Origin of the sequence: Pseudomonas sp. BCA17, assembly GCF_004519405.1 — a bacterium.
Lineage (GTDB): Bacteria > Pseudomonadota > Gammaproteobacteria > Pseudomonadales > Pseudomonadaceae > Aquipseudomonas.
On the sequence record NZ_SGWI01000001.1, the window covers coordinates 1,879,553 to 1,891,306 of the forward strand.

Consider the following 11,754-nt stretch of genomic DNA (forward strand, 5'->3'; position numbering starts at 1 on the left):
GTTGGCTTTTTTGTATCAGCGCAACAAATACACCGGAAAACATTCACACAAGTGCATCACCCGGCGTCGCGTCTTATCCAGCAGCGCCGCGTTGTTCGGCTGCTCCAGCAAGTCAGCGATAAGGTTCGCCACTTCGGCGCACTCCGCTTCGCCAAAGCCCCGAGTGGTCAGCGCCGGCGTACCGATGCGAATGCCGCTGGTGACCGCCGGTTTCTGCGGATCATCAGGGATCGCATTCTTGTTCAGTGTGATGTGGGCGCTCTCCAGCAACGCCTCGGCATCTTTGCCGGTGATGTTCATTGAGCGCAGATCGAGCAGGAACATATGGCAATCCGTGCCACCGGACACCACACGCAAACCACGGCGAGTGAGAATGTCGGCCATGGTGCGGGCGTTGTCGATCACCCGTTGCTGGTAGTGCCTGAACCCATCGCTCAGCGCCTCATTGAACGCCACGGCTTTGGCGGCGATGACATGCATCAGCGGCCCGCCCTGATAAACGGGAAAAATGGTCTTGTCGAGCAGCGCCGCGTATTGCGCCTTGGCCAGGATCAAGCCACCGCGCGGGCCACGCAAGGTTTTGTGGGTGGTGGAGGTGATGAAATCGGCGATACCGACCGGCGATGGGTACACGCCGGCTGCGATCAAGCCGGCGTAATGCGCCATATCCACCATCAAGTAGGCGCCGACTTCATCGCAGATCTTGCGAAATCGCTGGAAATCGATGGTTCGCGAATAGGCAGAAGCCCCGGCGATGATCAACTTCGGCTTGTGTTCTCGGGCCAGCGCTTCCATTTCGGCGTAGTCGAGAGTCTCGGTTTCACGCTCCAAGCCGTAGGAAAACGCCTGGTAGAACTTGCCCGAAAAATTCACCGAGGCGCCGTGCGTCAAGTGACCGCCATGAGCCAGGGACATCCCCAGGATAGCGTCGCCCGGTTCAAGCACCGCCAGAAACACCGCCTGGTTCGCCTGGGACCCGGAGTGCGGCTGGACATTGACGTACTCGCAATTGAACAGCTTGCGGGCACGCTCTATGGCCAGGTTTTCGATCTCGTCGACAACGCTGCACCCGCCGTAATAGCGCCTGCCCGGATAGCCCTCGGCGTATTTGTTGGTGAGCACCGAGCCCTGGGCCTCGAGCACTTCGTCGCTGACGTAGTTTTCTGACGCAATCAATTCCAGGTGAGTTTCCTGACGGTTGCGCTCACGATCAATCAGGCGGGCAACGGCGGGGTCAAAGTTTTGCAGGCTCATGCTGTGATTCCTCAGGTGAACTCGTCGGCCAGTGCCGCAGGTACAGGATGCGACTGCACCCGTGAAGGGTTTCTGGCCGAGTCGGATAGAAAAATGGAGGTGTCTTTCAAGCCGCTGCCGGTGATCAGGATCACGGCAGTTTGCGCAGTACCGGGATTCTCCTCGGCATATTTGAGCAGGCCGGCGAAAGCGCTGGCGGCGCCCGCTTCGGGAAACACCCCAGTACTGGTGGCTAGCCGGGAAGCGGCGGCGACAATGCTCGGGTCACTGACGCAAATGAACTCGCCCCCACTGGCGGTCACCGCACGCAGGGCTTTGAGACGGTCGCGCGGCAGGGCTACATTGATGCTGCTGGCCAGGCTGGTGGGAGCAATGCGTTCCACCTGCTGCATTGGCAGGTCACTGCGCCAGGCTCGGTACATAAAATTGCTGTGCTCGGCCTGCACACCGATCAGGCGCGGAATACGCTCAATCCACCCCAACTGCAGCAAGTCGAAAAAACCCTTGTACACCGAGCCGAGAATGCAGCCATTACCCACCGGCACAAACACCAAGTCCGGTACTTGCCAGTTGAGCTGTTCGCACAGCTCGAACGCTACGGTTTTCTTCCCTTCGCTCATGTACGAATTGATTCCGGTGGTGCGGTTGTACCAGCCGTGGGTTTCGCAGGCGTCAAGGCATTGTTCAAAGGCTTCGTCGTATTGGCCGTCCACCAGCACAATCTCGGCGCCGTAGCCTTGCATCTGCGCGAGCTTTTCCCGGGGTGCGCTCTTGGGCAGGTAAATCACATTGCGCAGCCCCAAGCTGGCACTCATCCCGGCCAGAGCCGAAGCGGCGTTGCCGGTGCTTGCCACCGCGATAGTGCGCGCGCCGCATTGCATGGCATGGGCCACTGCCAGGGCACTGGCACGATCCTTCAGCGACCCGGTGGGCTGGCGGGATTCATCCTTGATAAAGACTTTGATCCGCGCACCCTTGCCGAGCAGTTCCGGGCGCGAATACAGCGGCGTGTTCCCCACCAGTAACGGCGGAATGAATTGCGTCGAACTCAACGGCATCAACCGGTCATAGCGCCACATGCCACGGGCATGCTCGTGGGCCAGACTGCCCCTGGACCATTCGCGTTTGAGCGTCGGGTAATCGTAAAGCGCATCGAGCGCACCCTCAGTCTTGCAATGAGGGCAGTAATAGCTGACCTCATGCGGCTGGTAGCTGCGATCACAAACCAGGCACTGCAACACATACTCTCTATACGAATGATTCATAGCCCCCTCCTGAAAGTATGGTGTGCGGGTGGTTCCCGCCGAGGCCGGCCCCTTTGGGCCGGCGGGCACTTCACGGACGGAAGGTGTTTCAGACCACCATGATCGCGTCGATCGCAACCAGGGTGTTGCGTGCCAGGGCACTGGCGCCGGCAGTCGTACGGGCGGGATACGGTTTGGTGAAGTACTCCTCCATCACCCGGTTGAGCGTCGGAAATTCGCTCAGGTCAGTGATGAACGCCGTGACCTTGACCACATTCGCCAATGTGCCACCCGCCGCTTCGGCCATTTGCTGCAAGTTGTCCAGGGTCTGCCGCAACTGGCCTTCGAAGTCCTTGGCCAGCACCTCATTGCTCAACGCCGAGACTGGAGTCTGCGCCGAGAGGTAAATAGTTTGCCCGTGACTGACCTTGATTCCCTGGGAATACGTACCCAGGGGCAGCGGCGCCTTGTCAGTGAAAATCACGTTGTCTTCGCCCAGGAAAGGCTTGGCGACAGGCTGGAGCTGAGCATTTGTCTGCATGGTGACGTTCCTTGTTAAGCGGGTTGGGGTTAGTGCAAATCGGCAACCTGTGTGACGGCCAGGCCTGAAAAATCCTCGTCACGGCAACGGGACGGGGAAAAATGCTGATAGTTGAGTTTCAGCGCCGCGAGGTCCGCTGGCATGGCGATGCCCAGCGCTGCGTGGCTGCACAACCGGGCAATGGCCGGCGCCGCCTGAATGCCGTAGCCACCCAGCGCGGCCAGCCAAATAAAGCTTTCTTGCTGTGGATCTTGGCCGAGTACCGGGGAACGGTCAGCGACGAAAGTGCGCAGGCCCGCCCACTTGTTGATGATCGAGCGTGGGCGTAAACGCGTCGTGCTTTGCAGACGGTCCATCGTGATGGCCAGATCCAGTTCTTCCGGCAGCGCATCGCAAGGCAGCGAGGGGCTTTCATCACAGGGTGAAACGATCAGACGCCCGGCTTCGGGCTTGATGAAAATATCTTCGTCAATGGTGCCCAGGTAAGGCGTGTGGTGCACGTCACAGTGCGGGTCAACGGCCAGCACCGTGCGACGCAGCGGCCGCACACCGACCTTTTCCATACCGCAGCGCTCGGCGAGTTCATCCGACCAGGCACCGGCGGCGTTGACCACGACGGCCGTTTCCAACCGTTGGCCGTCAGCGGTATGCAAGGCCCAGTGACTCTTACGATGTTCGCCGCGAACAACCTCGGCCTCACGCTTGATCACACCGCCCCTGGCCCGAAAACCGCCGAGGTAGGCGCCGTGAATGCCATGCACATCCAGATCGAAAGCGCTGGGTTCGTAGATACCCGCGCTCCAGACGCCTTCGGCCAGGTACGGCGCCAGCTCCAGCACCTGCTTATCGTCAAGGAGCCTGGCGGTCGGAACCTGCTCGAGCACGGCATGCAAACGCGCCGCCAGTGCCTCCACTCGCGAGGCCTGCGCCACGATCAATGCACCCCGTGGCGACCATAATGGGTGTTCGGCCAGACCTTCGGGCGGGCTCTCGAAAAAGCTCCGGGAAGCACAGGTCAGCGAGCGGATCTGCTGGTTGCCATAGCTTTCCATGGAAATGGCCGCCGAGCGGCCGGTGGTGTGGTAGGCCAACTGCTGTTCCCGCTCAAGCAGGCAGACACTGCCATGGGCCGCCAGCTCATACGCGGCAGACACACCGGCGATGCCACCGCCCACCACAATAAAGTCATAACAGGCACTCATGGTCGGCTGCCCTCGGCCAATGCGGCAGCTTTGCTTTCCCGGGTGTACGTCAGCACAAAGTGCGCCACCAGGCCAAAAATCAGGCCCCAGAAAGCAGCGGCCAGACCGAGGAAACTCATGCCCGAGGCCGTCACCAGAAAGGTAATCAATGCCGCCTCCCGTTGTTTCTCGTCCGCCATAGCACCGGTGAGCCCGGCACTGATTGCACCGAACAGCGCCAGACCGGCCAGGGAGGCAATCAATTCTTTGGGCAATGCGGAAAACACGGAGGCCAGGGTCGCGCCAAAGGTTCCCATCAGGATGTAGAACACCCCGCATGCGATCCCCGCGATGTAGCGTTTATCGCGGTTTTCATGGGCTTCGCGACCGGTGCAGATGGCGGCTGTGATCGCGGCGAGGTTGAAGCCGTGGGAGCCGAACGGCGCCATCAGGACCGAACCGATTGCCGTGACCGAGATGATCGAACGCGCCGCAGTGTTGTAGCCCGAAGTACGCAACACGGCCATGCCCGGCACGTATTGGCCGGTCAGTGTCACCAGCGCCAGCGGCAGGCCAATGTTGATGATCGCGTGCCAGTTCCACTCCGGCGCGATAAACACCGGATGAGCCACGGCGATGGTGATTGCCCCACTGTTGAGCTCACCAAACGAGGCGGCCACCGCACACCCGATAATCAGCACTGACAGAATTGCGTAGCGCGGCGAAAAGCGTTTGAACATCAAGTAGGCCGCGATCATCGACAGCACCAGCGCCGGCTGCAGCTTGATCGAGGTAAACAGTTCAGCGCCAAAGCGAAACAGAATGCCCGCCAGCATGGCGGCGGCGATCGCTTTGGGCAGGCGACTCATCAGCTTGTCGAACGCGCCGGACAAACCGACCAGCGCAATGATCACCGACGCCACGACGTACGCACCGATAGCCTGCGGCAGGGTCACAGTGGGCAGCATCGACACCAGCAGCGCCGCCCCCGGTGTTGACCATGCCGTAATGACCGGTACCCGCAGGCGCCAGCTCAGGAACAGACCGGTGATGCCGCTACCGATGGAAATCGCCCAGATCCATGAAGACACCACGTCATTGGTCAGGTGCGCTTCCTTGGCAGCCTGAAACACGATGATCAAGGGGCCGGCATACGAAATGATCACGGCGATAAAGCCCGCGATGACGGCTGACAGGGATAGATCCTTTCTGAGTGTGTCCATGATGTCTCGACTTGGCGCGGCGGAGTCGCGCAGTGACCAGTGGATTGATTGAGTCGATTGATTCGATTCGAGACGAGTGTATTTGAATAAATTGAGTTGATTCAATAGCCAATGAGATTGTTACGAGATGTTTTTTTGCCAGCAGCTCTGAATTTGGCGTAATTAATCAAATAATTTATTGATTTATATAACCTTTTTTATTTTAAAAAATATCGTGATCGTCTAATTATCTTCGACCCAACTACGATATCAATCGACTCAATTATCAGATTGACTCGATTTATCAGTTGTCTAACCTCCATGTGATATGCTCGGATATTCATCATTTCTACGATGGCAGTGATCATTCATGTGGGTTCCCCAGCTAAGCGAGTTCAACCAGCCGATGTATTTGTCGATTGCCGATGCGTTGGCGCGCGATATCAATAACGGCGTGTTGAGCGAGGGTGACCGTCTTCCGACCTTGCGAGAACTGGCCACGACGCTGAATGTCACACCGGGCACCATCAGCCGGGCGTATAGCGAAGCCCATCGGCGTAGACTGGTGCAGGGGGAAGTGGGGCGCGGTACGTATGTGCTTAATCAAAAACAGCTGGAGCTGCCCGCCAGTAACAGCGCTGCAACACTGAACCTGGGTCAGTCCGAACTGCTCGATCTTTCGATCATCAAGCCCTACAGCGAAACCCTGGAGTACTGGCTGCGCGACGCACTCGTGGGCTTGGCCAAGAGCACCGATTTCGCCCGAGCCCTGGATTACGCGCCAGACGGCGGGCACCCGGCACACCGTGAGGCGGGGGCGCAGTGGCTGCGGCATTCGTTGCCCGACGCACAATGGCAGCAGGTGATCATCACCGCCGGCGCGCAGCACGGCTTGATGGTCGCAATGAGTGCCCTGACCAACGCCGGTGACTTGGTACTGTGCGAAGAACTCTGCTATCCCGGCATCATTTCCCTGGCCCACGGCCTTGAACGCCGCCTGCGTGGCGTGCCGATGGACGATGAAGGCATCATTCCCGAGGCGTTGCGCGAGCTGTGCCTGCGCGAAAAACCAGCCATGCTGGTGTGCGTAGCGACCTGTCAGAACCCGACGGCGGCGATCATGTCGCAAAGACGCCGGGCACAAATCGCGGCGCTGGCGGAGGAGTTCGACTTCATCATTCTCGACGATGACATCTATGGTTTCCTGGCCACCGACCCGTCAATCAAACCCCTGTCGGCGTTTGCCCCGGATCGCTCGGTGTACCTCACCAGCCTGTCGAAGTCGGTGATGCCCGCGCTGCGCATCGGCTATCTCTATAGCCCGCCAAAACTACTCTCACGCCTCACTTCGATGGTGCGCAGCAGCGTATGGATGCCATCGCCGCTGACCGCGCAACTGGCCAGCAACGTCATCACCGAAGGCCTGGACAAAAAACTGATTCGCATCCAGCGCAACGAAGCCGCCGGAAGGCAGGCCATTGCTCAGGAGATCTTCGCCAACTTCGAACTCAAGACCCAGCCGTATTCCTACCATGTCTGGCTGACACTGCCGGAGCCTTGGACCAGCGACGAATTCACCATGCTGGCGCGCGCCAATGGCGTCCTGGTACTCAGTGGCACGCAGTTCCAGGCTGAACGTTCCGGGGCCACGCGCAGCGTGCGACTGGTGCTGATGTCGCCCACCAGCCAGGACGAATTGCGCTTTGCCCTGACCAAATTGGCCAGCCTGATCGAGTCCGACCCGCGACGTTATTACTAGGCGGCTCGCTCTTCGCCCGGATTGCGCAGGAAATAGCGTTTGTATTCCCGGCTGAACTGCGACGTGCTCTGATACCCCACGCTGTGCGCCGCCTGTGCCACGCCCATGCCTTCCACCAACAATAACTGCTGGGCCTTGAGCAAACGCAGACGCTTCAAGTACTGCACCGGCGACAACAAGGTGCAGCGCTTGAAATGCTCATGAAACGTCGACGCGCTCATATGCGCGTACCCCGCCAGGGTCTCGATATTCAGCGGCTCGGCATAATGGGCGTGCAGGTGATTCAACGATGTGGCAATCCGTGAAAACTGCCCCTGCTGTTCCACCAATGCGCGCAGGACATCAGCCTGAGGCCCGCGCAACGCGGTGAACAACAACTCGCGCACCCGCGCCGGCCCCATGATCCGGCTCTCCAGCGGATCGTGCAGGCATTGCAACAGCCGTTCGACACACCCGCGCATCGCATCATCGAGCACCACCGAACTCATCGACTCCAGCGTCTGCGCCGTCGGCGGCGGCCCGGCCTGAATGCCCATGGCCATCACCAACTCACCCAGCACGACACGATCAATGCCCACCGTCACGCCCAGCAGCGGCGCATCCGACGCCATGGCAAACGTCTCGCACTCGAACGGCACCGGCATCGCCTGGATCAGGTAGTGCCCGGCGCCGTACTCCAACGTGCGCGGGCCCAAGTAGGCAACCTTGCTGCCTTGGGCCACGAACATCAGGCTCGGCTCATAGATCTGCGGCCCGCGCGCCACGTCACAGCTGGCGCGCAGTACTTGCACGCCGGGCAGATGAGTGGGCGAAAAACCGTCGCGGGGCGCAAGCCCTTCAATCAAGGCAACCAGCGGAGCATTGGCATCGAGATGGCGGGTCAACAACATAAAAGCAGCTCTCGGAAAAATCACGTCTTGGTGCAGGCTAGCTAGCTTCAAGCCACAAGCTGCAAGAAAGTACGCAGTTTATAGCTTGCCGCTGGCAGCTTGCCGCTTTTAGCTGCTCCTCCGGAGCTTTAGGCATGAGACTCGGAGCATTTGCCATGTTCGGTCCCAGGGTCGGCGCGCAAAATGCGCCACCTCACTTGTCCAAGCTTTTGCGAGGTTTCCCCATGTACACCGCCATCGGTTATGCCGCCCAGTCGGCCACCACTCCCCTCGCCCCCATGTCCTTCCAGCGCCGCAGCCCACGCGCTGATGACGTGGCCATCGAGATCCTTTACTGCGGCGTCTGCCACTCCGACATCCACCAGGCCCGCAACGAATGGGGCATCGCCGTGTACCCGCTGATGCCGGGCCACGAGATCGTTGGCAAGGTCACCGCCGTCGGCGCCAAGGTCACCCAGCATAAAGTCGGTGACCTGGTCGGTGTGGGCTGCATGGTCGACTCGTGCCGTCACTGTGAGGCGTGCAAGTCAGACCTGGAGCAATATTGCCTCGAAGGTCCGACCATGACCTACGCCACCCCGGACCGCGTAGACGGCAGCAACACCATGGGCGGCTACTCGGACAGCATCGTGGTCAGCGAGCACTTCGTGGTGAAGATCCCGGCCAAGCTCGACCCGGCCAGCGCCGCGCCAATCCTCTGCGCCGGCATCACCACCTACTCGCCGCTCAAGCATTACGGCGTGAAGGCCGGCGATAAAGTCGGCGTACTCGGCATGGGCGGCCTGGGCCATATGGGCATCAAGTTCGCCAAGGCCATGGGCGCGGAAGTGACCTTGTTCACCCGCTCCGCGAGCAAAGCCGAGGAAGGCCGTCGTCAGGGCGCCGACCATGTCATCGTATCCACCGACGCCGAGCAGATGAAAGCCGCTGCCGGGCACTTCGATTTCCTGCTCGACACCATCCCCGTGCAGCACGATCTGAACCCCTACCTCGACGTACTGCGCTTTGACGGCGTACACATCCTGGTCGGCCTGATCGAGCCGGTTGACCCACCGGTGCATGCCGCCAAGCTGGTGCTGGGCCGCAAAGTATTGGCTGGATCGCTGATCGGCGGTATTGCAGAAACCCAGGAAGTGCTGGATTTCTGCGCCGAGCACAACATCACGTGCGACATCGAAATGCTCGACATCCGTCAGATCAACGAGGCCTACACCCGCATGATCGCCGGTGATGTGAAGTACCGCTTTGTCATCGACATGGCAACCCTGAAAGCCTGATCAGGCTTTCGCGCCTAACTCCGCTGACAGCCGGGCTGCGACCTGTTTGACCACAGGGATCAGCTCGGCCATTTTCTCCAGCGGCATGTAGGGCACGGTACTGGCGATGCTGATGCCGGCGACGATTCGCCGGCTGGCGTCGCGCACCGGTGCCGCCACACAACGGATCGATGGTTCGTTGTCTTCCAGATCGAACGCATACCCGCCCACCACATATTCACGCATGCGCTGTTCGAACTGTGCCCAGGACTGCTCCGGGTGCTGCGGCCATGCCTGGCTTTTGCCACTGACCGGCAAGCTGACTTCGTACAGGCGCTGCCACTCCTCCACACCGTCATCCAGCAGGAGCGCCTTGCCGATACCGGTACGCGCCAACGGCATGCGATGGCCAACTCGCGAGCGCATTTCCGGGCCATTGCGGCCGGGGTTCTTGTGCAGGTAGAGCACGTCGTCGTACTCGCGAATCGCCAGGTGGATGGTGTCTCCGGTCAGTGCCGACAATTCATCCAGATACGGTACGGCCAAGCTCACCAACGGCAGCTCTTCGCGGGCCTGAAACCCCAGTTCGATCAACTTCGGCCCCAGCAGATAACCGACTTGCGGCACCACGCGCAGGTAACGCTCCTCCACCAGGCAACTGGCCAGGCGGTGGGTGGTACTGCGGGTGGTGCCGATGCGCTTGGCAATCTCTTTCAAGTCCCGCGCACCGGCCGCTACCGCCTGTACCACGCCCAGGCCACGCAGCAGGGTCTGGGTACCGGTGGGGGCGGCGTCTTTGACGGGGGTGTGGGCGTTTTCCTGCATATCGGGCCTATAAGTATGAAAGCGGGGGCATTATGGCAAATGATGAACGCGAACACAGCGCACATAAAAATGTATGTAGAAGGAGGCCAGCTCCGACGGCTGTGTATGGCCGCTATCGGGAGCAGGCCCCTTTGCACACGTTCAGCGTTGCTTCATACGGTCAATGATGACCGCCAACAGCAGGATCGAACCGCGGATCACGTACTGGTAGAACGTGTCGATGTTTTTCAGGTTCATCGCATTCTCAATGATCGCCAGAATCAACACCCCGGCAATCACATGCCGAATCATGCCGATCCCACCGCTCAACGACACCCCGCCCAATACGCAGGCGGAAATTACCGTCAGTTCAAACCCCTGGCCGATCATCGGCTGGCCCGAGGTCATGCGCGAGGCGAGGATCACTCCGGCCAAGGCGCCGATCAAACCGTGCACGGCGAAGATGATGATCTTGGTACGATCGACGTTCACCCCGGCCAGCAACGCCGCCTCCTGGTTGCCGCCGATGGCCATGGTATTGCGCCCATACGTGGTGTAGTTGAGCAGCCAGCCGAAGAACACAAAACACAGCACGGTAATGATGATCGGCACCGGCACGCCCATCAGTTGACCGTTACCGAACACGAAGAAGCTTTCATCCATCACCCCCACCGCCTTGCCGTTGGAGAAGATGTAGGCCAGGCCGCGCACGATCTGCATGGTCGCCAGCGTCGTGATCAACGCGTTGATGCGCAATTTGGCAATGACGATACCGTTGATCAGCCCCACCACCAGGCCCATGGCCAACGCCACCGACACACCGAGCACCACGCTGTCGGTGTCGCGGATCACAATCCCCGCCACCACGCCGGCGCAGGCAATCACCGAGCCCACCGACAGGTCGAAATGCCCCGATGCCAGGCAGAACAACATGGTGCACGCCGCAATGCCAACGGTGGAAATCGCCAGGCCCAGGCCACGCATGTTCAGGGGCGAGAGGAAGTTGTCGATAAACAGTGCGCTGAGCACAAAGATGGCCAGCGCCGCCAACAGCATCACCCAATCATCAAGAAACTTGCGCTGGTTGAAGCCCGGCCAGAAGCCTTTTGCAGTTTTTACCTCGGACATCATTCACCTCGCATTCTTCAAGCCCGCGAACGCGGGAGAGCCAGTTGCAACAGCCGTGCTTCATCCGCCTGTTCGCGAGCCAACTCGCCGGTCAGGGCGCCTTCGCTCATCACCAGGATGCGGTCGCTGATGCCCATCACTTCCATCAGGTCGCTGGACACCACGATCACCGCAATACCGCTCGCCGCCAGGTTGTGGATGATCTGGTAGATCTCCGACTTGGCGCCGATGTCGATACCGCGCGTGGGCTCATCCAGCAGCAGCACTTTCATCGGCATCGACAGCCAACGGCCCAGAATCGCCTTCTGCTGGTTGCCGCCCGAGAGGTACATGATTTTCTGCTCGGCATTCGGCGTCTTGACCTTCATCGCCTTGATCTGGTGGTCGGCGTTGCCTTTTTCCCAGCCCTCGCGCAGCAGCCAGCCGAACCTCGAGTGGGCACCGCGGGCGCTGATATTGATGTTCTCGGCGACACTGGACAGCGGGATGATGCCC

General features: G+C 60.1%; 11 protein-coding genes. 2 read left to right on the top strand and 9 right to left on the bottom strand.

The window, feature by feature from the left end:
• Positions 1 to 15: 15 nt before the first annotated feature.
• The 5 genes from glyA to EXW71_RS08735 all read right to left on the bottom strand — a co-directional run bounded on the left by glyA (position 16) and on the right by EXW71_RS08735 (position 5,443).
• Positions 16 to 1,254, bottom strand: coding sequence for a serine hydroxymethyltransferase (glyA, locus tag EXW71_RS08715; protein ID WP_134657077.1), 1,239 nt, complete (start codon positions 1,252 to 1,254; stop codon positions 16 to 18).
• Positions 1,255 to 1,265: 11 nt separating this feature from the next.
• Positions 1,266 to 2,519, bottom strand: a complete 1,254-nt coding sequence (locus EXW71_RS08720) for a threonine synthase (protein ID WP_123714260.1) — start codon at positions 2,517 to 2,519, stop codon at positions 1,266 to 1,268.
• Between the two features lie 88 nt (positions 2,520 to 2,607).
• Complete coding sequence (locus EXW71_RS08725; RefSeq protein ID WP_123714259.1) at positions 2,608 to 3,039, bottom strand: Rid family detoxifying hydrolase; 432 nt, start codon at positions 3,037 to 3,039, stop codon at positions 2,608 to 2,610.
• Positions 3,040 to 3,068: 29 nt separating this feature from the next.
• Positions 3,069 to 4,241 carry an FAD-binding oxidoreductase gene (locus EXW71_RS08730; protein ID WP_123714258.1) on the bottom strand — a complete coding sequence of 391 codons (1,173 nt, stop codon included), beginning with the start codon at positions 4,239 to 4,241 and terminating at the stop codon, positions 3,069 to 3,071.
• On the bottom strand, positions 4,238 to 5,443 hold the full coding sequence (locus EXW71_RS08735) for a benzoate/H(+) symporter BenE family transporter (protein ID WP_123714257.1): 1,206 nt from the start codon (positions 5,441 to 5,443) through the stop codon (positions 4,238 to 4,240). Before EXW71_RS08735 ends, EXW71_RS08730 begins: the two co-directional genes overlap by 4 nt.
• Before the next feature lie 349 nt (positions 5,444 to 5,792).
• Here EXW71_RS08735 and EXW71_RS08740 point away from each other — a divergent pair, with 349 nt between their 5' ends.
• Positions 5,793 to 7,181 carry a PLP-dependent aminotransferase family protein gene (locus EXW71_RS08740; RefSeq protein WP_123714256.1) on the top strand — a complete coding sequence of 463 codons (1,389 nt, stop codon included), beginning with the start codon at positions 5,793 to 5,795 and terminating at the stop codon, positions 7,179 to 7,181.
• Here EXW71_RS08740 and EXW71_RS08745 read toward each other — a convergent pair.
• Positions 7,178 to 8,071 carry an AraC family transcriptional regulator gene (locus tag EXW71_RS08745; protein WP_123714255.1) on the bottom strand — a complete coding sequence of 298 codons (894 nt, stop codon included), beginning with the start codon at positions 8,069 to 8,071 and terminating at the stop codon, positions 7,178 to 7,180. The two genes, EXW71_RS08740 and EXW71_RS08745, sit on opposite strands and share 4 nt — an antisense overlap.
• 224 nt (positions 8,072 to 8,295) lie before the next feature.
• Between EXW71_RS08745 and EXW71_RS08750 the strand changes: the two genes are divergently transcribed.
• A complete protein-coding gene (locus EXW71_RS08750) occupies positions 8,296 to 9,348 on the top strand; it encodes an NAD(P)-dependent alcohol dehydrogenase (protein WP_134657078.1) in 1,053 nt (350 codons plus the stop codon).
• Here the strand turns inward: EXW71_RS08750 and EXW71_RS08755 are convergent, their stop codons facing one another.
• The 3 genes from EXW71_RS08755 to EXW71_RS08765 all read right to left on the bottom strand — a co-directional run.
• A complete protein-coding gene (locus tag EXW71_RS08755; RefSeq protein WP_134657079.1) occupies positions 9,349 to 10,152 on the bottom strand; it encodes an IclR family transcriptional regulator in 804 nt (267 codons plus the stop codon).
• 141 nt (positions 10,153 to 10,293) lie between these two features.
• A complete protein-coding gene (gene araH / locus EXW71_RS08760; RefSeq protein ID WP_123714290.1) occupies positions 10,294 to 11,259 on the bottom strand; it encodes an L-arabinose ABC transporter permease AraH in 966 nt (321 codons plus the stop codon).
• 17 nt (positions 11,260 to 11,276) lie between these two features.
• On the bottom strand, positions 11,277 to 11,754 hold a 478-nt coding region (locus EXW71_RS08765; RefSeq protein ID WP_134742662.1), incomplete at its 5' end, for an ATP-binding cassette domain-containing protein.